Raw genomic sequence first — 25071 nt, 5'->3', positions numbered from 1 at the left:
AGTGATCGACCGCAACGAAACGATAGATTCCTCCTTAATGGAGACGCGAGTTGGCTGAAAAAACTCCAAACAAGATCCTGCAAACGCTGAACCGATTTGGCGTGCGGTCGTTGTTCATTCCGCCATTGGTCGCGGGCATCCTTATCGCGATTTGGATCGTGGGAAACCGCCCTCAACCGCAACGGGAGGTCGCCGAGGAAGCATCGCGAATGCTGCGTGTGATCGATGTTCCCGTGGTTGACGTTGTTCCGCGTGTCGTCGGCTATGGCACCGCAACACCGGGACAAACATGGCAGGCGGTCGCTGAGGTGGACGGCCGAATCGTGGAGGTCCATCCGGAACTGGAATCAGGTTCGTTCGTCAACGAAGACCAGTTGCTGCTAAAAATCGATCCGACCGAATACGAGTACGCGGTCGCACAATTGGAGGCCGAGATTAAACAGGCCCAAGCACTGATCGACGAACTGACGCGGACCGAAGAAAACCTGAAAGCGTCAATGGCGATCGAACGCGAGGCGTTGAGCGTGACTCAGCGTGAAATGGAACGCCTGCGACAACTGGCATCGCGCAGTGCCACGTCCCAATCGGAATTGGACGCACAGCAACGATCGGTCTTTACCCAGCAGCAACGCCTGCAGGAACAGACCAGTGCGCTGAATTTGTTGCCCACACGAAAGCAAAGCCAGGAAGCCAACCTGGCACTCAAGCAAGCTCAACTGGCTCAAGCGAAATTGGACCTCAAGCACACCGAGATTCGTGCTCCGTTTCACTGCCGTTTGGGCACAGTCACGTTGGACGTCGACCAGTACGTCGGCACGGGCCAGACGTTGTTCGAGGCTTACAACATCGATCTCGTCGAAGTCGAAGCCCAGGCTCCGATGCGCGAGGTGCGGCGGCTGATTCAGAACGATTCGCAAACGGCATCACTGGAAGAATTTTCGATGCAGCGTGTGCGTGATGTGTTCAACGTCCGCGCGATCGTTGAAATGGCATCGTCGGATATCCCGGCTCGCTGGGATGCCCGGTTCATGCGAGTCCGTGAATCGCTGGACCTGCAAACCCGCAGCCTGAGCATGGTGGTCGGCATCGATGATCCGTATGAACAAGTCATTCCTGGTATCCGACCACCGCTACTGCAGGGCACGTATTGCCGCGTCACCTTGATCGGTCAACCTCGGCCGAACCAAGTCATCGTCCCGCGGCATACCGTTCACGACGGTCATGTCTATGTGTTGGACGACGAGCAACGTTTGAGAAAGCAGCCGGTGGATGTCGCAATCGTGCAAGGGGAGTTTGCCGTCATCCGCAGTGGGCTGACTGGTGGCGAAACATTGGTTGTGTCCGATCCAACACCAGCCGTTGAAGGGATGTTGATCGATCCGGTCACCGATGATGAACTGCTGAATCGAGTGATCAGCGATGCCAATGGTCCTGACGTCGCTCCGTCGCCCGTGACGGACGACCAAGCCGGCAACACCGGAGGCAGCGATGATTGATCAATTCGCTCGCCATCCAACGTTGGCCAATCTTTTGATGCTGTTGTTCATCATCGCGGGCTTGTTCGCGCTTCCCAAATTGGAACGCGAGACGTTTCCCGAGTTCACCGCGACAGAAATCCAAATTCAAATCTTGTATCGCGGTGCGACAGCAGAGGAAGTCGAAGAGGCGGTTTGCCAACGGGTCGAAGACGCCATCGACGGCGTCGAAAACGTCAAAGAAGTTCGCTCCGATGCGCAAGAAGGCGTCGCCGTGATTACGGTCGAAATGCGGGACGGTGCCGACATCTCGATCTTTCAAGACGACATTGAATCGGAAGTCGAAGCGATCACGGAGTTTCCGGTCGACGTCGAAGATCCTGTGATCACTCAACTCGGACGCACCGAAGCGGTGATGGTGTTGCTGGTCACCGGCCCGATGCCAACGGGCGACTTGAAGATCTACTGTGAGGATTTGAAGGACCGCTTGCAACAGGTGCCGCAAGTGTCGCTGGTCGAACTGGGCGGATTTTCCGATCGCCAACTTCGCGTCGAGCTGTCCGAAGAAGCGTTGCGACGTTACAGCTTGACCGCAGCCGACGTGGCCCGAGTCATCGCACGTCAGGGCATCGACATCCCGGCCGGTGCGTTGGAAACACGCGACAACGAAGTCCTGCTGCGCTTTGTGGAACAACGTCGCACGCCGGAGGAACTCGAGGACCTGATCATCAAAGGGACTCGCGGCGGAGCAGAAATTCGCTTGCGTGATCTCGGCCAAGTCGTCGATCTGTTCGAAGACGAGGAAGTCAAAAGCTTGCTGGGCAACGAGCGGGCTGGTGTATTGCGAATTGAAAAGACGAAAACGCAAGACGCGATCCGCGTGACCACGGCGGTCAACGAATTCTTGGAAGCCGAACGCCAACGTCAACCGAACGTGAACATCGCAGTCGTCAATGACATGTCGACGCTGATCCGCGATCGATTGCAGTTGGTGCTGAAGAACGCGGTGCAGGGGATCATCCTGGTGTTCTGTACGCTGTGGATGTTCTTCAACCTGCGGATGTCGTTCTGGGTGGTGATGAGCCTGCCAGTATCGTTCCTTGGCGCGTTGTTCTTGATGCCGATGCTGGGGCTGACCATCAACATGATCACGTTGGTGGCGATGCTTTTGGCGACGGGGATCTTGATGGACGACGGGATCGTCATCTCCGAAAACATTGCCCGGCATCTTGGCATGGGCAAACCGGCGATGCAGGCCGCGGTCGATGGCGTCAAAGAAGTTGCCGGTGGTGTCGTTTCATCGTTCCTGACCACGATTTGTGTGCTCGGTCCGCTCGCGTCGCTGGCCGGGTTTATTGGGAAAGTGCTGCAGGTCATCCCGATGGTGTTGATCCTGGTGCTGGCGGTCAGTCTGATCGAAGCGTTCATCATCTTGCCTGCCCACCTCGGTCACTCGCTGGGACATTCGGGCTTGGAAAGGTCGGGGCGAGTTCGTGGTGCGATCGACACCGTGTTGGACTGGCTGCGTGAATCGGTGATGGGCCGCTGCGTCGATGCCGCGATCCGTTGGCGTTACCTGTTCTTGGGAAGCCTGGCTGGTTTGTTCGTGGCATCGTTGGCGTTGGTCGTCAGCGGCATTGTCCCCTTTCAAGGTTTTCCCACGACCGAAGGCGAAATTGTCGAAGCCCGCATCTTGTTGCCTCAAGGCACGCCGATCGAACGCACCGAAAAGATCGTCCAGCGGATCACGGCTGGATTGGACGAAGTCAACAAACAATTCACGCCGGACCAACCCGACGGTCGCGAACTGGTGGAAACCGTTCAGGTGCAATTCGGAACCAATGCGGATGCGTTTGAATCGGGTTCGCACGTGGCAACCATCACAGCTGATCTATTGAGCCCCGAAAACCGATCAACTCACATCGATGCGGTGGTTCAAGCATGGCGTGAAGAGGTCGGTAGCCTGCCCGATGCGATCAGTGTCACGTACGGCGAAGCGGCGTTTGGTCCGGCGGGACGCCCCATCGAAATCCGCTTTCAAAGCGACAGTCTTCACGACGCCAAAGCGGCAGCGCAACAGGGATTGGCGTTCTTTGACCAGTACGAAGGTGTCTATAACCTGACCGATGACCTGCGGCCGGGCAAACAGGAATATCGCATCCGTTTGGATGAGGGCGCCGTGGGGCTGGGGTTAGATGTGACCACGATCGCCGATCAAGTTCGCGCGGCGTTCCAAGGAACGGTCGCCGATGAAATTCAAGTCGGCACCGAGGCTTATGAAATCGAAGCGCGTTTGAAAACGTCGGACCGAGACAGCCTGGCGGACTTTGCTGACTTTCATGTGGTCTTGGTCGATGGCAGTCGCGTGCCGTTGTCGGCGGTCGCCAAAGTCGACGTCGCGACGGGCTGGTCGCGGATCGCGCGGCTGAACGGTCGTCGCACTGTCACTTTGATCGGTGAAGTCGACACGCGAGTGGCCAACACGGCGGCGCTGATGGGTTTGTTCCGTCGCGAGGCGATCCCCGAAATCGAAAAGCAACATCCCACCGTTCGCATTCAGATCGAAGGTGAATCGCAAGAGTCAGCCGAAACAGGGAACTCGATGCTGCAGGCGTTCGTGCTGGGATTGATCGGTGTGTTCGCGATCCTGAGTTACCAGTTCGAAAGCTGGACGGAACCGCTGATCGTGATGGCAGCGATCCCAATGGCTTTAATCGGCGTGATTTGGGGACACCTGATCACGGGCAACTCGCTATCGATCCCCAGCGTCTTGGGATTTGTGTCGCTGGCCGGTGTGGTCGTGAACGATTCGATTCTGTTGGTGTTGTTTCTGAAAAAAGAACGCACCGAGGGAACAGACGTGATTGAATCGGCACGACAAGCCAGCCGCCTCCGCTTCCGCGCGATCCTGCTGACATCGGCCACCACGATCGCCGGATTATTGCCGATGCTGTTCGAAACCAGTCGCCAAGCCCAAGTGTTGATCCCCCTGGCCGTCAGCGTGTGCTTTGGACTGTTGGCGTCCACCGTACTGGTGTTGATCGCGATCCCCGCTGCCTACATCGCACTGGCCGATCTTGGATTGGTGACCAATTCGGCCGAATCCTCCGAACCTTGTCACGCCGACGCAGGGTCTTAGCGGTATTCGATTCTATGTGCTCTGTGCAGACCATCCATTCCATACAACAAATTTGAACGAAGAATTGTCTTTCGCCACGAAGGCTTCGCCGATCAGCGATGCACACCGCGAGAATCTCATCGGATCGATCTGGATCGTCGTGTCGATGGGGACGTTTGCGTTGGAAGACACATTCATCAAAGCAGCGTCAAGACGAATGCCCATCGGCCAAGTATTGATGCTGTTCGGTTTGGGAGGCGCGATCGTCTTTGCCGTTGTCGCAGTCAGAAAACGCAATCCGTTTCTTGGACCGGCGGTCCGCTCGAATTCAATGCGGTTGCGCATGGTGTTCGAAATCTCCGGGCGTTTGTTCTATTCGATGGCCGTTGCCTTGACACCTTTATCCGCCACAACGGTGATCCTGCAAGCCACACCATTGGTCGTGGTTGCCGGTGCAGCGATCCTGTTTCGTGAACGCGTTGGATTTCGCCGCTGGGCCGCGGTCTTGGTCGGACTTGCGGGCGTGATCGTTGTCGTCGGACCTGGACGCGAAAGCTTTTCGCTACTCTCGCTACTGGCGGTCCTCGGCATGCTCGGATTTGCCGGCCGTGATCTTGCAAGCCGCGCCGCACCGCCGTCGATTGGGACTGCCATACTGGGGTTTTACGGATTTGTGTCGGTGTTCATTGCCGGCGGCATGATTGGCATCTGGCAAGGCCGATCGTTTGTGTGGCCATCGGCAATGACGGCCGGATTGATCGTCGCCGCGATTGGTGTTGGTGTCGGTGCATATGCGTGCTTGATGAAGGCCATGCGAACCGGTCAAGTCTCGGCCGTCACCCCGTTTCGCTATTCCCGCCTGTTGTTCGGAATCGGCCTTGGAATCGTCTATTTCCAGGAATCGTTCACCTTGCCGATGGTCGTTGGCAGCGTGTTGATCGTCGCGTCCGGCCTGATGATCATGGCACAAAGCCGACGGCGCCTCTTATGCCCCTAGCCGTAACTGCGATCCGCTTCGTCCGGCCTACGATTTCTGCGATGTTCGCCACCACATCGATACAAATTGGACCGGGGCAAATCCAAAGGGTAGATTGATTCGCGATAGATCGAAGCATTCACGCCGTTCGATTCCCCACACCGGCAGCCCATTGGAACATGAACCGATTCAACACGCTCTCGTCAAACGCTGCCGTCTTCTGCATGGCAACCCTATTGTTCACACCCTTGTTGGCCAACGCCGCCGGACCGCACGATCTGCCGGCAGGGTTCACCGAACTAAAAATTGGTGCCGGGGCCCCCGACTTTGAATTACCCGGTGTGGACGGGAAAACCTACACCCTCGATGATTTCTCCGAACCCGACGTCCTGATGGTCTACTTCACCGGGACACATTGCCCGACATCGCACGGTGTCGAACGGCGCTTGCAGACCTTCCTAGAATCCATGCAGGGTCAAAGCTTCGGCTTCGTCGCAATCAATCCCAATCATTCGTCAGGTCTTCGGCCAGACGAGTTCGGGCACACCCAATACGACGAAACTTTTGAAGATTCTCGACGATACGCCCAAGACCTGGGCTGGGAGTTTCCGTTTCTTTACGATGGCGACAAACAATCGACGGCTCGAGCTTATGGATGCTTGGCGACGCCTCACGTTTTTGTCTTCGATCAAAAACGCACCCTGCGATACAACGGACGGTTTGACGATTCACGGTTCCCGGATCCCGCGACGGTCAAGCATCATGATGCGATCAACGCCGTGAAGGCGTTACTGGACGGAAAGCCCGTTCCCGTCGAAAAGACTCGCCCGCACGGCTGTTCAACCAAGTGGCGTGAACGCAGTGCGCACGTTGCCGAAGAAGAGGCGAAATGGCAGGCGGCTCAAGCCACGGTGCAGGAGATTGACGTCGATGCTGTCAAAGCATTGCGTCAAAACGGGAGTGGCAAAGTGCGTTTGTTCAACGTTTGGGCAACCTGGTGTGCCCCGTGCATGCAAGAAATGCCCGATCTTACTAAGATCGCCAGGAAATTCAGCCGCCGCGAGTTTGAATTGATCACCATCAGCCTGGACGCTCCCCAAGACAAGCAAGACGCCGTCGAATTTCTGGGCAAAGTCCACGCCGTGATGAGCGATAAGCTCCGCAAATCGGTGGAACAAGAAGGACGCACGACCAACAACTACATCTATGTCGGTGCCAGCACGGATGACCTTGCCGAAGCACTCGACCCCCAGTGGCCCGGCCCCGCACCTTATTCACTCTTGATCGATCATGACGGCAACGTGATCTATCGCAAAGTCGGCGTTGTGGATCCAGAAAAACTCACCGATAAAATCCTTCAAACGCTAACTCATTTCCACAAGCCTTAGCCCTGAGGCCGCAGGAAAGGGGACGGGGGTCTTTTCCATGAAACGGCCGCGTGAACACTGTAAAGACGATCGCGGTAGGGACGGCTGTTGCCAGCCGCCCCCCGCACAGATCCGGACTTGAGTGTCTACCTCATCCGGCTCCTACGTCGAATCGGGCGTGAAAGTTTTGCTGAGGGTAGCTGTGTAAGATTCTCGGTGTTGGCAGATGCTTCCGTACAAGTCGTTGCATCCGAGACCATGCCCAGTTGCTTCGCCCGCTCCGACGACGAAGAACTGCAAGCCAAAGCTTGACGAGTTCGTCGCGGAACTGTTGAAGCCGACGCATGTTCCCCGGAATTGCGTGGTAGTTCAGCCAGCCACGCATGACTCGGGCTAGCCACCTACCAACGACGCCCACCGGCCAATGCCGACGCTGACGCAGTTTCGCCTTGATCGCCGCAAGCGTTGCACGCATTCGCTTGGCGATCGTCTCGCGACGGATCGTGAACCAGCCATGTGACCGGGTCACATCACAGCGGTGCGTAAAGCCGAGAAAGTCGAACGTTTCCGGTCGACCCTCCCCGCGCTCTTTGCGGTTGCTCATGGCGAACCGACCGAACTCAATCAGCCGAGTCTTTTGGCCGTGAAGCTCCAGACTGAACTTGGCAAAACGTTCTCGAAGTTCTTCCAGGAACGCTTCGGCCTCGTACTTGTGCTGAAACCCGACAACGAAATCATCCGCGAAGCGTATGATGACCATGTCGCCACGACCGCGACGATTACGCCAGCTTTGAATCCAGAGGTCTAAGACGTAGTGAAGGTATATGTTCGCAAGCAGCGGGGAAATCACCGCTACCTGTGGCGTCCCCACCTTCGTCTCGGACCACTCCCCGTCATCACTGACACCGGCACGAAGCCATTTGCCGATCAAACGGAGCACACGTTTGTCCGCGATGCGGTGTTCCAGAAACTTCATCAACCGGTCATGGTTCATGTTGTCAAAGAAACCTTTCACATCGGCGTCCAATACCCAGTTCACCTTCTTGCTCGTCAAAGCAACACTGAGCGCATCGAGCGCCTTGTGCTGACTCCTTCCGGGCCGGAAGCCATAGCTGAAGCCGAGAAAGTCCTGCTCGTAGATGCACTGCAAAACCCAACCGACCGCTTTCTGGACGACCTTGTCCTCCAGCGAAGCAATCCCGATTGGACGCTCGCGCCCATCGGCTTTGGTGATGTAGATTCTCTTCGAAGGCTTTGCTCGGTAGCTTCCCCGATGAACGCGACCGTGAAGATCGGCGATGCGATCTTCCAGGCCCTGTTCGTAGTCGTGCCACGTCACTACATCGACGCCCACCGCCGCGGTCTTCTTCAAATCGAAGAAGGCTTCGGTCAACAGGTTCTCGTTGACGTGATGCAGCAACGACGTGAACTTCAACTCGGGCTGCGCCCGAGCCGTCTCACGCACGCCTGCCAAACCGTAAGACCTGCCACGTTTCCGCTTCGGTGCGCCGGACACGTCGGTTTGATCTGCGTTCTTCTTCGTCGGCTCCCTTCCCTCGGCGGACTCCGCCGAGGGTTCAGCCCCCGCGTTGTTCATCCGAGTCGGCGGTACTACGAAGCCGTCTGACTTCCCATCGGCGTTCATGTCAGGCTTTCCCACTGAGTGGTTCCCTGACCGGGCCAAGCATGGAGCTCGGCCACCGATGGGATCTCCCGGTTCTCGCGTTTGGAATGTCCACGCATGCACAGGTTCACAGACTCCGCCGTGTTCGCATCGATCTCGCCCAAGTAGCGATCGACCCGATGTTGCCTTCCCCTTGTCAGGACAAAGTCGGCACACGGAAGCATAAAGATTCCGGAGCTCAATAGCTGGCCTACGTTTCCCCCAGATCGGATGCTCAGCACGACGTCGTTACCTTCATCGCACCTCCGGCAGGGGCCGAAGCAGTTGGCTAAACCTTCTTCGTAAAAGACTCTCACTTTCTATTCCAAACCGGTTTTATCCCGGCACTCCCTGACCCCTTTGTTACGCCGGGTGGAGTGGGTTGCGTTGCAACCAATTCAATATGGAGGCGTTCGTTTGCTCCGGCAATTCTTGTTGGATCCAATGGCCACAATCCAGATGGATCACGTCGACGTTTGGCACAAATTCGCACAACGATTCCGATTTCGGGATGGTGTCTCGGTCGCCGTAGATCATCAGTGTCCGATGTTCAATCACCGGATCGACATCGGCCAACAAATGCCAGTTTCGATCAAGATTTCGATACCAATTGATACCCCCGGTGAATCCGGATGATTGGAAAGAGTCGACAAAAACGGCCAACTCGTCGTCACTCATGATGGGATCACCCAATGGAGTTCCCGACCTGGCAAGATTCATCATCTGCATGCCGGGTTCTGGAGCCCGTTGGGGAAGGTTTTTGCGGTAAAGGTTGGACAAAAACTGACGCGTGTTTTGACCCAACACCGTGTCCGCGACTCCTGGTTGTCGATTGAAGTGAACGAAGTAGTTGTCGGGTCCCAACAACTGTTCCATCAGTTCAATCCAGGGGACCTGCCCACGTACCTGATACGGCAGGGCAAGATTAATGATTTGCTTGACACGATCGGGATGCAACATTGCCAATCCCCAAACCACCATCGCCCCCCAGTCGTGACCGACGAACGTGGCATTTTGGTACCCAAAGTGTTCAAGCAACCCAACCAAGTCAGATGTCAAATGCCGAATGTCGTATTCGGTGACCTCCGTGGGGCAAGATGATCTGCCGAAACCGCGTTGATTGGCAGCGATGACATGGTAGCCCGCGTCCACCAGAGCTGGTATTTGATGCCGCCAGGAGAATGCAAGTTCCGGCCATCCATGGCACAGAACGATCGGATTCCCGACGTTTTGCTGTCCAGCTTCAAAAACTTCGAGCTGGACGTCAGCCAAGTCGACCAGGGTAGCCTCGGGAAAATGGGTTTGCTTTAACATATTGGAATCTGATTCGTTCGGTGTGCGATTGGTGAGTGAATTGTTCGTTTGCCGAGCGTTGCACTTGGCGTTTCCTGCACGGCGTCATCGGCGATGAACAAGATGGCCGACGGTTTGCTGCCCTATTGCTCTTGTCGACCAACTTTACAGAACGCTACTGACAGCCTACTGTCAGCAGTGCTGGAAGATTTCGAAAGGTTGATCATCAAGGGAAACTGCATTGCGCCGGGCGGATCGTCTTTTTCGAATCGTTGAGTACCTGAAAGCTCGACGCGAAACGGTCACCGCGAAGGAGCTTGGCGAAGAATTGGAGGTCGGGGTCCGCACGATCTATCGCGACATCGCTGACCTCAAGGCGTCGGGCGTACCCCTGACCGGTGAAGCCGGCGTGGGCTACCTGCTGAGCCCGAACTATGTGGTTCGGCCGCTGTTGTTTGATGACGAAGAGTTGGAGGCATTGGCCCTGGGCGCGCAGATGGTTCAAAGCTGGGCGGACCCGGCGATGGCTCAGGCGGCCAGGCGTGCACTGGACCGGATCACCGCAGTCTTACCCGAATCGCTGGGCGACACGATTCGCGATTCGACTTCGTACGCCTATCCGAGTTCGGGAAAGCCGTCGCTGCAAATCGATTTTACGTCCCTCCGACGCGCGATCCGCACAAGGCATGTCGTCGAGTTTGCGTATACCGATCACAATGGATCCGAAACCAAGCGACACATACGGCCCCTGGCCATGATCTTCCTCGCGCCCCACTGGATGGTGGCTGCCTGGTGCGAACTGCGACGTGATTTCCGCCACTTTCGATTGGATCGAATGCAAAGCATGAACGTGCTCGCCCGGCAGTTTCAACACGAAGCGGGTAAGACGCTTAAAGACATGCGGCAACAGAGCGAAGCGGGATGATCCAACTGCACCGGACCGCTACACGCTTGCCGCGAATCGCTTTGAGAATCAGAGATCCCACTGGAAACCCGTTTCCTTTTCGGACACGTCCCAAAGCCGCTGCATGACCGCCTTGTCGTACGCGTGGGGGTGAAGCGTGCCCTTGCCGACAGGACCGACAAATTCCATGAACCCGGTCGGGCCATAGAGAGCTCGCTGCTTTAGCCCATCCTCGGTCGCGCACATCACTTCCGGCCAGGAACCCTTTTCGGCCGATTGCACGATCGGAGACAGTGACATGAGATAAAAGGCGATCCGCGTCGCCAGGTTTCCGCTGGTCGTGATCAGTGATGTCTTCGACGATCCGGGATGGCAGACAAACACTTTCACGTTGGTCCTGTTCGCTGCGGCCAGCCGATCCTGCAACTCGTAGGCAAACATCATCTGCGACAGCTTGCTTTGCGAATAGGTTCGGTTCTGGTGATAGTTCTTGTCCCAGTTCATGTCGTCAAACTGGATCGTCTTGATCCCCATGTTATAACCAAGACTGCTGACCACCACGATTCGTCCTTCGGCCTGTTCGATTCGCTCAAACAGCAAACCGCACAGCAAGAAGTGTCCGTAGTGGTTGGTGCCCAGCATGCTTTCAAAGCCATCGACGGTAAGTCTTTGTGTCGGCACCTGCGCGATGGCGGCGTTGCAAATCAACGCGTCGATTCGTGGGACGGAGGCCAGGACCTCGACCGCGGCATCCCGGACGCTGGCAAGCGAGGCAAGGTCCATGCGAATGAAGCCGACCTCGGCATCGGATCCGAACTCCGTTTTCAATTCCGCGATCGCCGCTTGCGACTTGTCGGCCGAGCGGTTGAGCATCACCACATGAGCGTTCTTCGCCAACAAGGTTCGTGCCGCCTGAAATCCCGCGCCCGAATTGGCACCGGTGATGACAAACGTCTTGCCCGCCAGTGAGCCAAGGCGTTCCGGGGTCCACCCGTTTGGTCCGAATGTCGTGTCAGCCACCGTACGCTCCTATGAAATCCTGCATCCATTTATTACCTACCGACGGTCGCCTATTTACCGACCACCGGTAGACTTTTATTCGACCAGTGGTACACTGTCAACGGAGACCAAAGAATTCTTCCGGAAGAGGCGATTGGTGACCCCGAGAAAGAAAACGTGGAAACGAGCAAGAAAACCGGAACAGAAGGCCGAAAGGATCGACGCGATCCTGGAAGCAGCCGGCGCACTGCTTGACGATCAGGGTCTGGAAGGCACAGGGCTAAACGCGATTGCCAGGCAAGCCGGTTTGTCCAAACCCAACCTGTATGTTTACTTTGAAAGTCGCGAGGCAATCTTGCTACAACTCCTGCTCAAGGAGTCCGCATCGTGGGCAAAGTCTTTCAAGCGTCGACTCGATCAAATCGAAAAAGCGGGCGATGTCGATGCCGTCGCCACCGCGTTTGCCGACTCTTTGACGCGTCGACGCCGATTCTGCACGTTGTCCGCATCATTGGCATCGGTTTTCGAGCACAATGTCGGCCCGGAGACGGTGGCCCAGTTCAAGCGTGAATTCTTGGCAATCGTGCAACCTTGCGTCACCGCTTTATCCGAAGCTCTCCCCGATCTGAGCGATGAAGATTCTTCACGGGCACTGGCAATGCTCGTGATGTCGGCAACCGGAATGTGGGCCCACTGCCATCCCTCGGCATCGGTCAAGGTTGTCCTGAAGCAACCAGAGTTTCAGCACGTCAAGTTTGATTTCCAGGAAACGGTCTCACGTCTGGCTGCTTGTTTCCTTGCCGGGGAATTGTCGAAGCCCTGAACCCAAATTCCGGAGCCCAGCGCCCTGAGCCCAAGCCTTCCGTCTCCGCGACTCAGGAAATGCCCGGCTTTCGCCGCGCCGACAAAACGCGCGATCCGACGCTGCATTCAATCTTCCCTTCGCTTGCCATAGCGAACGACTATTTTCGTCTCGACGTCTTCGGATTCAAAGATCTCTGCTACTTCCTGTGCTTCCTCCAGACTGTCAAACGTCGCCACATAGAAGTACTCCGGCAAGAATTCGATGACATCGACGCTGATGTAATTGGTCGGCAATCGGTCACGGGTTTGCCCCGAAAGGATTTGTGCCAATTGGTCCCAGGCGTCAGCTTCGGTCTCGAAAGGGCCTCTAAATACGGTGTCCCGGTCTTCGTATTCGAAGATCACCCAAAAACCAACATCGTCGAGCGACCGATGGTCAATGACCCACAACTCGTATGAGGTGGCAATCTGGACGTCGGGGATAATGCGTTCAGGGAATGTTGGAAAGAGCAGACCCGTCTGAGAAGTTCGCATCACTTGTTGAGCAGAAACAGACCATGATCCGACGAGCAGGACCAGCAAAGTCAACGCGATTCGTAACATGGCCATATTCCTCGGCGATGGGGCTTGGTTGCATGTCACAGTTCCAAGCGTCCCAGGCTCCAATCTGTTACGAAGAATTCGTTCCGAGAACTTCGCGGGTGCCGGCGGGGACTTGCATGCTGCCGCATTCAGCGACGGCTTCGCTGCTTTGGCGTGGCCATGATTTCAAGAGCGTGAAGATGGAAAAGCCCACGCCGACTTTGCTTCACCATCGCCGAAGTGATGAAGAAGGCGATTGTGTCGCTTGGCGTTTTGGCACCGTATTCGTGCAACCAACCGGCGGCTAGCGACTGGCCGACTCCCCGCCGAACGCTCGGGCATTCCGAGCTTGCGCCCTTCTTGCAAAGAACCTGCCTATCGAGGCCAGCTCGGTGGAATCCCACTTCTTTCGTCGCTGCATCACCGGTGCGACGGACCAATCATTCGGATGGAAGCGGGCGGCATGCCACGACGCCGGTATCACTTAAAGCAGTGATTCGACCGACATTTAGGTCAGTCGGGGCGACAGGACGGCAATAGAACTTTTCCGTATTGGCGCCGACGCCCTGCCGGAGTCATTAATGATTGCCACGAAGTTACTTACGGTGTCGTCTCCATGAGTTCCTGTCGCTGACGGATCGGCGAACTTGGGAAAGTGACCGGGGTCGTTTCTCGCGCGTGCTCGGGATTGTTGCTCGATCTCTACGCGAAGCCGCCTCATTCTGTCACAATCGTTGCCGGGATGCGTCCAAGTCGAAGGTGCGAGTTATGTTCGCGTAGAATGGCTCCTGTTCGAGACCTTAAGGACTTCGATATTCAACCCTTTCTCTGAAGACGCGGCGATTGGTGATCCTGAGGACGCCGAATTGGTTCGCCACGCTAACAACGGTGATCGTTCGGCGCTGGAAAAACTGATCCTGCGGCATCAGGCCTGGATCTACAACATCGCCGTCCGCATGGTCTTTGAACCTGCGGACGCTGAAGAAATCACGCAGGAAGTGCTGATCAAAGTCGTGACTCGACTCAGCACGTTTCGTGGCGACAGCCAATTTCGCACATGGCTCTACCGCATCACGGCGAACCATGTTCTCAGCATGAAGCGCCGTGGCGGTGAGAAGGCGACTTTAACGTTCTCCACGTACGCGGACGCTATCAACAGCACTCCGGACCTTGATCTCCCCGATCCAAACAGCGTGCCGGTGGAAGTGCCGCTGTTGGTCGAAGAAACCAAAGTCGCCTGCACGACGGGGATGCTGCTTTGCCTGGACCGTCGACAGCGACTGATCTTCACGCTGGGCGAAATCATCGGCGTGAGTGACACCGTCGGCAGCGAAGTGATGGAGATGACGACGGCCAACTTCCGTCAATGTCTCTCCCGTGCTCGCCGCGACCTGCACCAGTTCATGAATCAGCAATGCGGTCTCGTCAACGCCAGCAATCCCTGTCGTTGTGTGAAGAAGACCAAAGGATTCATTGACGCTGGACACGTCGACCCCAAGAACCTGCTCTTCGCGATCAGCCACCTTCAGCGGATTGGCGACGTCGCGGCGGGGACGGCTCGCGAGATCGACGATGTCGCCGATCGATCCTTTGCCGCGATCTATCGCGATCACCCGTTTCTTGAACCTGCGGAGCAAGCTCGGTGGCTGCGGCGAATTCTCGATCTGCCGGAAGTTCGCGCGACGCTCGATCTGAGTTGAAAACTTTTTCACGCGAACTGTCACAGTCGTGCATGCGGCGCGTCTATGCCATTGAGAGACAACTTCTTTCTGGTTTTAAGGATGCAAATCATGTTGAAACTGCAGGACCGAGTCGCATTGGTGACCGGTGGTTCGAAAGGGATCGGGGCCGCCATCGCCAAAGAACTGGCCGCCGCAGGCGCGGTTGTTGCTGTCAATTACCACCGGGACAGAACCGGTGCGGATGCTGTTACTCAGGAGATCAACGAATCCGGCGGGCAAGCTATTTCGGTTCAGGGTGACGTGTCGAAATCCGACGACGTGCGGCGAATGCTGGCACAAGTCCATGACGCCTGCGGGTCGCTCGATATCGTGGTGAACAACGCCGGCGTCTATCAGCCGATGAACCTTGAGGAAGTCACCGCGCAAGAATTTCATCGTGAGTTCAACACCAACGTGCTTGGCCCGTTGATCGTGATTCAGGAATCGCTGCCTCGCTTCGGATCAAACGGCGGGAGCATCATCAACATCGGTTCCGGTGCCTCGCAAATGTGCCCGCCCGGTTATTCGATTTACGCCGCGAGCAAAAGTGCGCTCGATGCGATCACCCGAGTACTCGCGAAAGAACTGGCCTCTCGCGGCATCCGAGTCAACTCGGTCAATCCCGGTGCGACGCTAAGCGAAGGGACGCGGTCAGCCGGACTGTACGGCATGGGTAGTGACTTCGAGCAGAAACTGGTGGCCCTGACGCCGCTCGGCCGCATCGGAACTCCACTGGACATCGCCAAAGTTGTCGCCTTCCTCGCGTCCGACGATGCGGGCTGGCTTACAGGCGAAGTGATCCTGGCATCCGGCGGTTTGCGATAAACGGCACCAAAACCTATCCCCAATCAATTTCAACCAACAGAGGAGAGTCCATGTCCGCTTATATCGTATTCATTCGTGAAAAGACGCTCGACAAGTCGGAGTTGGAGACGTATTGGCAGAAAGCACCTGCCGCAATGGAGGGGCATCCGGTTAAACCTCTGGCCGCGTATGGTTCTCATGTGATATTGGAGGGACCAGAAGTCGAAGGCGTCGTCATCGCAGAGTTTCCGACTGTGGAAGAAGCTCGCAAATGGTACGACAGCCCTGCGTACCAGGAAGCAGCTCGGCATCGTTTCCGTGGCGCGGTCTACCGCGGCCTCATCGTGGAGGGAGTTCGACCCGCTTAGATAAAAGCTTTACAGAGATTTGAAGAGACTTCGCCTTCTCCACACCGTCGATGATGGCGCATGTCAGTGGCCTCCATCAGCGACACTTGCAATCGCTCGAGAGCCGCAAGTTGCTCTCCTCCAATAGCTTGCGACTTCTGAACCGGAAACCAATGTGACCCCGGTCAGTCGGGATGACAAGATTCGAACTTGCGACCTCTACCCCCCCCAGGCGGTCAAAAACACTGTCTTTGAACCCCGGTTTTTGCGGGAAAAACCCCGTTTCCGTTGCTGTTCACCAACATACCGCGTGCAACGCTCGTTGCAACCAATGGGGGTGATTGTGATATTAGATGTCCTAAATCGGACCGAAATGGCCAATTCTTGGGTACAGATATCAAGAATGGGGTAACGTCATGAAACGTGACATGCAGCTAGTGCGGGAAATTTTTTTCCAAATTGAGGATCTCCCCCATCACAATAAAGGCCCATTCGATAAGTTGCCGGATGAGTCTGCTGAAGTCCTGGACTATCACCTGAAAATCCTGCAGGAGGCTGGGCTGGTCGCTTGGGATCAAATCGATCGCGGGAACGATTGCAACTGGTACCTCGGTCTACGCCTTACCTGGATCGGGCATGAATTTTTGGACAACGCAAGAAACGAGGGTGTTTGGTCTGAAGTCAGAAGGGCACTCAACGACAACGCCGTAAAGAGCGCTTCGTTCTCGATTTGGGCATCGACTCTTTCGGACCGTTTATCCCAACTGCTCAGTTGAATGGTGCGATCCGGTCGCACCCAGCGATCCCGATACGACGCCTCGGGATCACGGCGTTTATTGGCGCTAGCTTGTGAGCTCTGCATGCAGTTCGGCCGATCGAAGAATCGATTCCGACCGCATCGTTCGGCCGCGCCAGCGGTATCGTGCTGGTGCCGGTGATGTCCGGTCAACGAGCCCAAGCTCAACGAGGGCTTCACAGTCACGCCGTATCGTGCGATCGCTGATCCTTTCGCCCAAGATGTCGCGAACGTCGTCCGCGATTTCCTGACCCATCGCTCCGAGCCTCAGCGGCGCCAATAGTTCGATGACCAATAGCAGACGCTCGAATTGTCGATACCGCCGGCTGTTCGGTGATTCGATCAGCTTCATGCCATCACCTTCTGCTTCACCTGAACGGCCGTTTGTTCAAAGGGGCACCCCGGCCGGCCTTCGTCATGCCACAAGATCACCTGAATCGCCTCCCTCGCGTCGTCAGATAGCCCAGCATTCCCGCACCTGCTTAAGTGTGGGGCCGCACCTGCTTAAGTGTGGGGCCGCACCTGCTTAAGTGTGGGGCCGCACCTGCTTAAGTGTGGGGCCGCACCTGCTTAAGTGTGGGGCCGCACCTGCTTAAGTGTGGGGCCGCACCTGGGCGAGCGAGCACGCCCAGACTCCGCTGGGGGCTGATGCATTGAAAACGTTGCCCGTTCCACCTCAGCGCTGGCGAATCCCGCCAGCCGATGATCGTCGATGGTCAGGGGCAGGTCTGGAAACTGCAACTCGATGGGGATCACCGAATGGAACAACCCGTCGTTCACAATCCTACGTTTGGCTTCTCCTGCGGCGTCCTCCGAGACCGCGATGTAGCTGCCCGCGTCTGCAGGATGCCCGCCCGAAGTGAGGGGCAGGACCCAAAACACCGTTGTTTTCCACTGGGTTTGCCAGACCGATTCCGGGTCGATGTCCCAGCCAAAGATACTCCCGCGCATGGTTCGAAATACCTTTCCCGTGTGCATCCGTTGGGGCACGCGCACACACAAGCACGACGATACGCTTAGAAAGCCGGTTCTCACTCCGGCCCCGATGGGCTTGGCTCCCCTGCCGATGCCGGATCAATGCTTTGCGTCCGCCGGACGCATCGCCGTGCTAGACGGTTCCAAAGTCAAGAGGTGAGAAATCAACCTTTGTCACCGCCGGCAGGACGCCCGGTCGGTCAAGTCAGCGACAGTTTCTAAGCCATCGCCGACAGCCAGTCAGATTAGAAGTATCATTGCGTCCGCTTCAGCAGTCCTCAAGCAATCCGGTGTTCGTTGGAGAAATTGCAGAATTTTCGACCGATCGATCGCCTGATTTCAAATTGCTCTAGTCGATTAGTCTTCCTAGGTTCATTCTGGACAAATTTTTGCATGAACAACATCGGACGGGCAAATTTGAACCAAACGAATGAGCGACAAGATGTAACTGTCGAGGTGCTGCAAATCCTTTGCTCGCCAGGGACTCCGAATGCAGATGCAACTGCAAGGTTGAAGGAGATCGCGACGAACGGCGAAAGGTACATTCTTTCAGTTCCTGATGGCACAAAGCAACGCAAGTGCTGGACGTCAACAGAATTTTCGCGACTGCACTTTATTGGGGAACCTCTCGAAACCCAAGGCTGCCACTACAATTGCACGTTTATCGGCGGCAACTGGCATTCACTCGGTGACGGAACGAGATTTATTGATTGCACCTTCGAAAGTTGCCAGTTTTCCGAAAACTCTTGCTTTCAATTTGAAGAAGGCGTTTTTAGAAATTGCAGTTTCGATTGCATTAGGCCTTCAGGACATATAGACAACTGCAGGTTCGAGAATTGCCAATTTAGGAATGGCCGTTGGAATGACATGCGGGCCGACAACTGTGAATTTGTAGACTGCGATTTCCTTGGCCTTGCCATAGGCATTAGCGAAGCCCCACTTGAGGAAGTCGCGCTATCGCGACTCCAATTTGATAGATGCAATCTGCATGAGATAAATGCCGATGGCTCATTGCTTCGTGATACCAGCTTTTTCAAATCACACGTGCGGCACAGCAGTTTTCGCAATGCTGTGCTTGATGGTCTTGTCATGCAGCGGTCTTCTTGTGGTTACAACGATCTCACCGAAACAGTTTTCAAGGCCTCAACTGGATTAGTCGACACTGAAGACATCGGGACAACTCGCATTGAATTCCATCGAGATGCACGTGTGATGCCCTCACTTGAACGTGACCGGAGTTTCTTTAAGAAGCTCATTCGCTGGGAAAACCTTGCATCGCTTTGCCGGATTCGATTCTTCTCGGTTTCCTACACGGTGCTTTTGTACTACATAGCAAGAGCTTACTTAACTCGTGGATACAACAGTTTCGCGAATGTCGTTCAGGCGTGGGGCGCAGATATACTCAAGAGCCAGGACTCCTCTTGGGCAATCAAAGCAGTCGCAGAACTTGCAATCAAGGTGTCTCAACCAATTGAGGGCGACGTGTGGTCAGCTGGCTTTTTCGTTGCTGCTCTCTCTCTCGTTTTTGGAAATTCCCTGTTCTGGTTTTTCTGCCCAGATGAGATCAAGGAGTTTACGCGTGCACAATGGAAGTACTCGGCGGGCCGCAGTGAAATTGCATACGCGGGCCTTAGCCGTACATTTCCGTGCCTAAGATTGTTGATCGGGCTCTTTCTCTTTGCCGGCGGAGTTCCCTTTCTGCTGATCCTTTTCTATCGCATCGGGATAGCAGCAAGGATACTGACCGGAGCTTACTGATCGGAGCAGAGGATCGATAGAAAAGCGGCCGGATGCTGGAGGAAGACAGCACTCGGCCGCGACAAAGGAAAAACGGGGAACGCGATCCCGCCTCTTTCGAAACCTGATAAGCAGAGAACTTTCAAAAATCCGCTATCAGGATTTTCCTTTGCTCATGTACGTCGGTTTTTGGTCCGCCATCGCGGCGCCATAATCAAAGTAGGCTTTGATCTGGACCGCCAGTTTGTCCGGCGTGTGATCGACATCATAAAACTTCACGCGAGGGGTTTTGCCCCCATCCAGAAATCCAACAATCATTGGCAGATCCGAAACGCGGCCGAACAGGAACCAGTTATTGGGGAGCACGCCAGGAGCACGCCAGGTCGACATCGGCCGGACGGACCGAACAGACCTCCGCCGGACGCATCCCGGTCAGCAATTGCAAACGGACCATATCGGCCACGACGTCGCAGAGATGATGAATCGTCGCCTCCACCGTTTCCAGGTCGACCGGTTGAATCGGTTCCGGCTCCGCCGCTTCGGTGCGACCTCGCTGCAATCCTTCCAGCGTCGCCAGCTTCGTCGGCACCGATGCGTCGATGATCTCCTTCGATGCGGCCCAGCGGAACACCCGCACGATGCGACGGACGTTTCGATTGATGGTCCCACGGGAATGTCCGGCCTTGATCCACTGGTCGCGGATGACCTCGAGCGCCAACGGTCCGAAGTCGGTCGCCGGCGTGTCACCGTACAACCGGCGTAGTGGCCGCAGTACCGACTTCAGGATGGTCTGCTCCTGTGTCGGCTTTCCGTCTTTGACGTAGTGCTTGCGTGCGTGTTGCCAGAACCGTGCAATCACTTCGGTCACGGTGATGGCGTGCGTGTCGACTTGCGGCAGTCGACCACGGACAAGGTATTCACCGACGATGCGGTCATACTCAGCGACGGACGTTTTGGATCCGTGTGGTCCCAGATAGTGGTCGCGTCCGTTGATGGTCACGACCGCTTGGCCAGAAGCTCGATGCTTGCGGTATTTGGGAACGGCGGACGTCAGTTTCGGCATGTTGCGTCTCCTGAATCCCAAAACGGTATGTACCGTTTTGGCTTTCGAGATAACGCCGCACGCCTGACGTCAGGCGGTAAACCAAAATCGCGGTTTCGGCTATAAGGGAAAGTGCGTTTCCCCGGTCAGTCGGGATGACAAGATTCGAACTTGCGACCTCTGCACCCCCAGTGCACGTCCTTCTTTGTTTTCTTTATAAACAAAACAGCTATCCATGAAGGCAAAACGGGGGATTCCGCGACTGAAAAGGGGATTATTCGGGGGATTGTCGCTTGCCTGCCACCGCGTCAGAATCGGCGGTGTTCGCATTCGAAAAGGCGAATCAATGACCTGCCGCTGCCGATCAGCCCGAGACTTCTTCCCACCTGAGTCGCCCGATGTCGCAATCAACCAAGGCCAACCGAAGACCCCGCAGAGTCGAAAACAAGAAATACCCAGGGCTCACCTACGTCTATCGTTCAAGCCAAAAACCATTCTGGCGAAAGCGTTACCGGGGAAATGAATACCACTTCCGCATCCTCGACGGCGAAACAGTGCAGGACTCCTACCGCCGATGCCTCGACGAGTGGAAACAAAAGAAAATCGCAATCGATGCGGAAGCCCAGCCATACGCTAAAGACCAAAAGAAGTGGGAGGAACTTTTAAGCGACTTGCAGGAGGACGAACTGGCTCTTGCGAAACGAGATGACGCTAACGTTCGCTGGGATAACGGGGTGCGTGAAAGCGGCGGAACACACGATGACGGCGATTTAGCCAAAGCCGCTCGTGTCCGAGACAAACTGGAATACGTCCAAATGCAAATTGAGATCGTCAAAGACTTCATCGATCAGCGACTCCGGTACGATGAAAAGCAAGTCTCTTTCTTGTTCGAACCGAAGAACGTTTACGTTAAGCACTCAAAGCTGAAAGAACGATGCCCGCGTGAAAAATCGATCGCCGGGTACATCGATCGCTTCTTAGCTGCCAAACGCGAAGACGTCGAAAAGGGAAAAATTCAGCCGACGCGATACGATCCAATTCGTCGCTCATTGGATCTGTTGGCAGAACTCGTAGATTGCGACCAAGCGGTCGCAACAATCGACGGCGAGTTCCTGTATCGATATTACGACGCCTTGAAAGCCCGCGTTGAGGACAAGTCGATCAAGTTCAATGAAACGACGGCTCGTCTGCGATTGCAAGGTGTCAAGCAATTCGTCGGATGGCTTGCCACACGGGATGTCATTGTCCGGCCAAGCGTGCTCGGCACGCGTGAATTGTCATTCAGTGCAGGCACACCGGAGGTCGTCATTTTTCCCGATGAAGAACTAGCAATCCTTTTCGGAGAGGCCGACGATCGAATGCGGCTTTACATGCTCCTGATGCTGAACTGCGGATTTCAGCAGACCGACATCGCCAATCTAAAACAAAGCGAGATCGACTGGGAAAATGGCTACGTCACGCGTCAACGATCCAAAACATCGAAGCATCACGCAGGAAGCGTTCCGATGGTCGTTTACCAATTGTGGCCGGAAACGTTCAAACTGCTAAAGCAATTCAGATCGAAGGACAAGGAATGGGCTTTGGTCAACCGCAAGGGTGGGCAACTGGTGGTGAGCGAGATTGGGAAAGATGGAAAGGTCAAGAAGATCGACAACATTAAGAGCCACTGGAACCGACTCGTCAACAAGCTGAGAACCCGCTCCGAATCCCCTGTGAAGATCCGGGGAGCCTTGAAAGCATTCCGGAAAACCTCTGCGACGAAACTCTATCACCACTCCGAGCATCGAGAGTGGCGTGACCATTTTCTGGGTCATTCGGCCTCACGAAGCATGGCTGACGACAAATACGTCGACCATAGCAAGCCGGTTCCTGACTTCGATAAAGCAGTGAATTGGCTTGGTAGCCAGTTGACCAGTAGTGGAGTTATACGCTAGGCATGGCCGGTGATCTTTCGCGGCACCATCGTCTGTATCTGATGGTCGCCGGGTAAGGTCCGCCCAGTCGCATCTGGCCTGTAGCAGATCACTGGAGCGAAATTAGTCAATCTCAACACATTATCGAACAGGAGTCTCTGGCACCCGTGCCTTGCCTCCTTCCCGCCAAAGTCGTAGGTCTTGACTAGCCTACGACTTTGGCGGCTGCTTTGAAGCCGAGGTTCGACATGTCAACGTCTGGCAAAACTCCAACCATAATAAAGTCCAAACGTAAGAATAAAAAATTCAAACGTAAGAACAATGTCGTATCAGCTAAACCAATGCTCGAAAAGCGTTACCCGAAACCAAGCAAGTACCTGGAAGCGTTCAACATCAAGCCGGGAGACAAAGTTTACCTTCACTGCCGCCAATCAACGGCCCAGCAAAAATCATGTCCCGACCAAGAACGAGACATGAGAAAGGAGGTCGAACAAAAAGGGGCACAGGTGGTGGGGTGCAGCCACATGACCATCGGAGCTTATGTTGGTGAGGAAGCAATCGAACGGAATAACAACAAACCTTACTACCTCATCGAATTTGCAAAAGTATGCAAAAAAGCACGCGACGCGGGGGCAAACATCATCTTGGCTGAATCGACCAGCCGAATACTGCGAGACGTGAACTGGTACCGCACTCGACATCGCAAATTCCCGGCAACACCCAGTGCGTACCATTTCGAAGAACTAATCTCGTTTTGCAAAATCAACGACTCGACTGAGGGCAAGCTTCGACTCATGACCTTGGTGCACCCAGACGCACCCCAATGCGTCGAGGAGTCGCATCAAAAGAGACGTAGCGGAAAAGCCGGTCGTCCTAAGGGATCAAAGACAGGCAACTCGGTCATTAACAAAGCCAGTCGTAAGTGGAAGCATCAACAAGCGACGGGAAGAGTCCAAAAAAGCGACCTTCGAGAGTGTTGGATGCCCGTTGCCATCGAACTGAACTCTCGTGATCCTGAACGCTACTCGAGTCGCAAGTTAGCCAAGCTGCTCTCCGAATTATCTGGCCGAGAATTTAGCCGAGAAACCATTCGCAACTGGCTACGACGACATCGACAAAACGACAAAACCACAGCTATGGGGGGTGGGCCATTTTGAAGGCTAGAATCCAGACCCCTAACACCGTGTTTTCCTCGGTATTTCCCGATTCAAACGCATGTAGTCCATTTTGCTGGCAATTGATCGGAATCTCTAATAGGGAAGGATTCGGCCCTATCTCTAGGACTAGGTATGGAATCTCAAATGGGAACAAGGCTAGGACATCCATTCCTGCTAGGACTAGCTTTCCGGATCAATGCTTGGGACATCCTTTCCGCCTCTCCCTTCTCCAGCCTCCCTCACCTCCTTCAAACCGGCTTTTTAGATGAACCTGCACGCAACCAAGAACCAACCGAAGCCACCACAGAAACAACGCATCCCGCCATCGCCAAATTGAACCCTCGCCCCCCACAATCGATTCAGCCCCCAATGGCTCCGCTCTGTTTCTACCGACAACACTCCTAGAGCCAGAAAGATCACTCACGCAAAATCGGGTAGATCGTATCTCGAAAGAGATCCCCAAGTGCCTGCTCCCGAAGTCCGTGCTTCGAAACATCCTCTGCCAGATTGCGAATCTCTGTCGCTGATTCCGGACATCCATACTCACCAACAACTTCGCCAAGTTGCTGCAACCGGGATACGATCATCCCTTTCGTAGTTGCTTGCCCTTTTTCGGTGATTCCTTCGTTGTGAAACACCCAAAACTCGGCGAGGTTAAATGCATGTTTTAGCATATCATATAAAAGACAAGAATTAGTTTGAAGGCCCCTCTTCAAGCATTGATCGGTTTTGTAGTTCCTCGCATATTGCTCACGCAACACATAAAGTTCCCAGTGCAATCTAACCATCTCGAAATGCTCCCTGGCACTGAGATGTGACTTATCACTTCGCTGGTTCGCGACTTCAGAAATCGAATCAATCTTGTTCGTGATGTCGACAATCGCTTGAGTAGTTGCAAGACGATTCGCCTCTTCCGCCAACCGATTCGCGTCTTCCTGTGCTTTCGCGAGTCGCTCGGTGCTGGACGATGTTTGCTTGTTTGTTTCGATGCTCTCATGCAGTGCGTCCATCTGAATACGAATGTCGCGTCGCTGAAGCAAAAGCGTCGAAATCAAACAAACGAACGCAAAAGCTGAAATCAGTGCGTTCGCCAGACCGTAGGAATCGCCCAACTCACTAAGCGTCGTTGGCATACTGATGCTCCCGCCAAAGGGAACAACAATCGCCATCAGTATTGCCCAGATCACGAAGGGAGCAAAAAAGATGCACACAGCTGCTACTAGGCAAATCAAAAACAGCCTGAAGTTGAAGATGTCGTCGTCGAGCATGGAGGTGGTGTCGTCGTAAATATCCGTCGATTGAACCCAGAAGCGTCACAGCGAAGTGTAATCCAGGAACCCCGCACCGCCCAGATTCAGGCCCACAGGCTCGTTCTTGGACCGAAGGCCCCTGGAGGCT

21 protein-coding genes are annotated in these 25071 nt (G+C 55.2%); 13 read left to right on the top strand and 8 right to left on the bottom strand.

Annotated elements, in window-relative coordinates; translation table 11 throughout:
* The first annotated feature begins 50 nt into the window (after positions 1-50).
* The 4 genes from Mal65_RS10585 to Mal65_RS10570 all read left to right on the top strand — a co-directional run bounded on the left by Mal65_RS10585 (position 51) and on the right by Mal65_RS10570 (position 6957).
* Entirely contained in the window at positions 51-1496 is a 1446-nt protein-coding gene (locus Mal65_RS10585) for an efflux RND transporter periplasmic adaptor subunit (RefSeq protein ID WP_145297003.1), read from the top strand.
* Complete coding sequence (locus Mal65_RS10580) at positions 1489-4614, top strand: efflux RND transporter permease subunit (protein WP_145297001.1); 3126 nt, start codon at positions 1489-1491, stop codon at positions 4612-4614. The genes Mal65_RS10585 and Mal65_RS10580 overlap by 8 nt, the downstream gene beginning before the upstream one ends.
* A gap of 64 nt (positions 4615-4678) precedes the next feature.
* Complete coding sequence (locus Mal65_RS10575; RefSeq protein WP_145296998.1) at positions 4679-5590, top strand: DMT family transporter; 912 nt, start codon at positions 4679-4681, stop codon at positions 5588-5590.
* Between the two features lie 203 nt (positions 5591-5793).
* Complete coding sequence (locus tag Mal65_RS10570) at positions 5794-6957, top strand: redoxin domain-containing protein (RefSeq protein WP_165701193.1); 1164 nt, start codon at positions 5794-5796, stop codon at positions 6955-6957.
* A gap of 130 nt (positions 6958-7087) precedes the next feature.
* Here Mal65_RS10570 and ltrA read toward each other — a convergent pair whose 3' ends face one another.
* Both ltrA and Mal65_RS10560 read right to left on the bottom strand, forming a co-directional pair.
* Entirely contained in the window at positions 7088-8581 is a 1494-nt protein-coding gene (gene ltrA, locus Mal65_RS10565) for a group II intron reverse transcriptase/maturase (RefSeq protein WP_196784748.1), read from the bottom strand.
* Positions 8582-8962: 381 nt separating this feature from the next.
* Positions 8963-9913, bottom strand: a complete 951-nt coding sequence (locus Mal65_RS10560) for an alpha/beta fold hydrolase (RefSeq protein ID WP_145296992.1) — start codon at positions 9911-9913, stop codon at positions 8963-8965.
* Between the two features lie 220 nt (positions 9914-10133).
* Between Mal65_RS10560 and Mal65_RS10555 the strand changes: the two genes are divergently transcribed.
* Complete coding sequence (locus tag Mal65_RS10555) at positions 10134-10817, top strand: helix-turn-helix transcriptional regulator (RefSeq protein WP_145296989.1); 684 nt, start codon at positions 10134-10136, stop codon at positions 10815-10817.
* A gap of 48 nt (positions 10818-10865) precedes the next feature.
* Here Mal65_RS10555 and Mal65_RS10550 read toward each other — a convergent pair whose 3' ends face one another.
* Complete coding sequence (locus tag Mal65_RS10550; RefSeq protein ID WP_145296987.1) at positions 10866-11816, bottom strand: SDR family oxidoreductase; 951 nt, start codon at positions 11814-11816, stop codon at positions 10866-10868.
* A gap of 136 nt (positions 11817-11952) precedes the next feature.
* On the opposite strand from Mal65_RS10550, the gene Mal65_RS10545 reads away from it, so the two are divergent.
* The gene (locus Mal65_RS10545) at positions 11953-12618 is read left to right on the top strand and encodes a TetR/AcrR family transcriptional regulator (RefSeq protein ID WP_145296984.1); all 666 of its coding nucleotides are present in this window, start codon (positions 11953-11955) and stop codon (positions 12616-12618) included.
* A gap of 107 nt (positions 12619-12725) precedes the next feature.
* On the opposite strand, the gene Mal65_RS10540 is transcribed toward Mal65_RS10545, so the two are convergent.
* Complete coding sequence (locus Mal65_RS10540; protein WP_145296981.1) at positions 12726-13202, bottom strand: hypothetical protein; 477 nt, start codon at positions 13200-13202, stop codon at positions 12726-12728.
* 845 nt (positions 13203-14047) lie between these two features.
* Here Mal65_RS10540 and Mal65_RS10535 point away from each other — a divergent pair.
* From Mal65_RS10535 to Mal65_RS10520, 4 genes are all read left to right on the top strand, one after another.
* Positions 14048-14881 carry an RNA polymerase sigma factor gene (locus Mal65_RS10535; RefSeq protein WP_231131338.1) on the top strand — a complete coding sequence of 278 codons (834 nt, stop codon included), beginning with the start codon at positions 14048-14050 and terminating at the stop codon, positions 14879-14881.
* Between the two features lie 90 nt (positions 14882-14971).
* Positions 14972-15727 carry an SDR family NAD(P)-dependent oxidoreductase gene (locus Mal65_RS10530; RefSeq protein ID WP_145296978.1) on the top strand — a complete coding sequence of 252 codons (756 nt, stop codon included), beginning with the start codon at positions 14972-14974 and terminating at the stop codon, positions 15725-15727.
* 50 nt (positions 15728-15777) lie between these two features.
* Entirely contained in the window at positions 15778-16074 is a 297-nt protein-coding gene (locus Mal65_RS10525) for a DUF1330 domain-containing protein (RefSeq protein ID WP_145296975.1), read from the top strand.
* A 395-nt stretch (positions 16075-16469) separates the two neighbouring features.
* Positions 16470-16829: a DUF2513 domain-containing protein gene (locus tag Mal65_RS10520; protein WP_145296972.1), complete on the top strand. Its 360-nt coding sequence runs from the start codon at positions 16470-16472 to the stop codon at positions 16827-16829.
* A 66-nt stretch (positions 16830-16895) separates the two neighbouring features.
* Here Mal65_RS10520 and Mal65_RS10515 read toward each other — a convergent pair whose 3' ends face one another.
* Complete coding sequence (locus Mal65_RS10515; RefSeq protein WP_145296969.1) at positions 16896-17201, bottom strand: winged-helix domain-containing protein; 306 nt, start codon at positions 17199-17201, stop codon at positions 16896-16898.
* A gap of 1016 nt (positions 17202-18217) precedes the next feature.
* Here Mal65_RS10515 and Mal65_RS10510 point away from each other — a divergent pair.
* On the top strand, positions 18218-19582 hold the full coding sequence (locus tag Mal65_RS10510; RefSeq protein WP_145296966.1) for a pentapeptide repeat-containing protein: 1365 nt from the start codon (positions 18218-18220) through the stop codon (positions 19580-19582).
* Positions 19583-19717: 135 nt separating this feature from the next.
* Here Mal65_RS10510 and Mal65_RS26435 read toward each other — a convergent pair whose 3' ends face one another.
* Both Mal65_RS26435 and Mal65_RS10505 read right to left on the bottom strand, forming a co-directional pair.
* Positions 19718-19879 carry a hypothetical protein gene (locus Mal65_RS26435; protein ID WP_165701192.1) on the bottom strand — a complete coding sequence of 54 codons (162 nt, stop codon included), beginning with the start codon at positions 19877-19879 and terminating at the stop codon, positions 19718-19720.
* Between the two features lie 34 nt (positions 19880-19913).
* A complete protein-coding gene (locus Mal65_RS10505; RefSeq protein ID WP_145296963.1) occupies positions 19914-20624 on the bottom strand; it encodes a site-specific integrase in 711 nt (236 codons plus the stop codon).
* Between the two features lie 377 nt (positions 20625-21001).
* Here Mal65_RS10505 and Mal65_RS10500 point away from each other — a divergent pair, with 377 nt between their 5' ends.
* Both Mal65_RS10500 and Mal65_RS10495 read left to right on the top strand, forming a co-directional pair.
* Positions 21002-22537 carry a tyrosine-type recombinase/integrase gene (locus tag Mal65_RS10500; RefSeq protein WP_145296960.1) on the top strand — a complete coding sequence of 512 codons (1536 nt, stop codon included), beginning with the start codon at positions 21002-21004 and terminating at the stop codon, positions 22535-22537.
* Between the two features lie 227 nt (positions 22538-22764).
* The gene (locus Mal65_RS10495; RefSeq protein ID WP_145296957.1) at positions 22765-23673 is read left to right on the top strand and encodes a hypothetical protein; all 909 of its coding nucleotides are present in this window, start codon (positions 22765-22767) and stop codon (positions 23671-23673) included.
* Positions 23674-24089: 416 nt separating this feature from the next.
* Here Mal65_RS10495 and Mal65_RS10490 read toward each other — a convergent pair whose 3' ends face one another.
* Positions 24090-24941: a hypothetical protein gene (locus tag Mal65_RS10490; RefSeq protein ID WP_145296954.1), complete on the bottom strand. Its 852-nt coding sequence runs from the start codon at positions 24939-24941 to the stop codon at positions 24090-24092.
* Positions 24942-25071 lie beyond the last annotated feature (130 nt).

Origin of the sequence: Crateriforma conspicua (assembly GCF_007752935.1) — a bacterium.
Classification (GTDB): Bacteria; Planctomycetota; Planctomycetia; order Pirellulales; family Pirellulaceae; genus Crateriforma; species Crateriforma conspicua.
Note: the sequence above shows the minus strand (reverse complement) of the source record. Positions and strands in the feature narration are given on the sequence as shown.

What these genes read in the sequence shown, in the direction of transcription:
- Mal65_RS10580 (WP_145297001.1), top strand. Translation starts at nt 1,489, where the DNA reads ATGATTGATCAATTCGCTCGCCATCCAACGTTGGCCAATCTTTTGATG.
- Mal65_RS10570 (WP_165701193.1), top strand. Translation starts at nt 5,794, where the DNA reads ATGGCAACCCTATTGTTCACACCCTTGTTGGCCAACGCCGCCGGACCG.
- ltrA (WP_196784748.1), bottom strand. Translation starts at nt 8,581, where the DNA reads ATGAACGCCGATGGGAAGTCAGACGGCTTCGTAGTACCGCCGACTCGG.
- Mal65_RS10560 (WP_145296992.1), bottom strand. Translation starts at nt 9,913, where the DNA reads ATGTTAAAGCAAACCCATTTTCCCGAGGCTACCCTGGTCGACTTGGCT.
- Mal65_RS10540 (WP_145296981.1), bottom strand. Translation starts at nt 13,202, where the DNA reads ATGTTACGAATCGCGTTGACTTTGCTGGTCCTGCTCGTCGGATCATGG.
- Mal65_RS10530 (WP_145296978.1), top strand. Translation starts at nt 14,972, where the DNA reads ATGTTGAAACTGCAGGACCGAGTCGCATTGGTGACCGGTGGTTCGAAA.
- Mal65_RS10525 (WP_145296975.1), top strand. Translation starts at nt 15,778, where the DNA reads ATGTCCGCTTATATCGTATTCATTCGTGAAAAGACGCTCGACAAGTCG.
- Mal65_RS10520 (WP_145296972.1), top strand. Translation starts at nt 16,470, where the DNA reads ATGAAACGTGACATGCAGCTAGTGCGGGAAATTTTTTTCCAAATTGAG.
- Mal65_RS10515 (WP_145296969.1), bottom strand. Translation starts at nt 17,201, where the DNA reads ATGAAGCTGATCGAATCACCGAACAGCCGGCGGTATCGACAATTCGAG.
- Mal65_RS10510 (WP_145296966.1), top strand. Translation starts at nt 18,218, where the DNA reads ATGAACAACATCGGACGGGCAAATTTGAACCAAACGAATGAGCGACAA.
- Mal65_RS26435 (WP_165701192.1), bottom strand. Translation starts at nt 19,879, where the DNA reads ATGATTGTTGGATTTCTGGATGGGGGCAAAACCCCTCGCGTGAAGTTT.
- Mal65_RS10505 (WP_145296963.1), bottom strand. Translation starts at nt 20,624, where the DNA reads ATGCCGAAACTGACGTCCGCCGTTCCCAAATACCGCAAGCATCGAGCT.
- Mal65_RS10500 (WP_145296960.1), top strand. Translation starts at nt 21,002, where the DNA reads ATGTCGCAATCAACCAAGGCCAACCGAAGACCCCGCAGAGTCGAAAAC.
- Mal65_RS10495 (WP_145296957.1), top strand. Translation starts at nt 22,765, where the DNA reads ATGTCAACGTCTGGCAAAACTCCAACCATAATAAAGTCCAAACGTAAG.
- Mal65_RS10490 (WP_145296954.1), bottom strand. Translation starts at nt 24,941, where the DNA reads ATGCTCGACGACGACATCTTCAACTTCAGGCTGTTTTTGATTTGCCTA.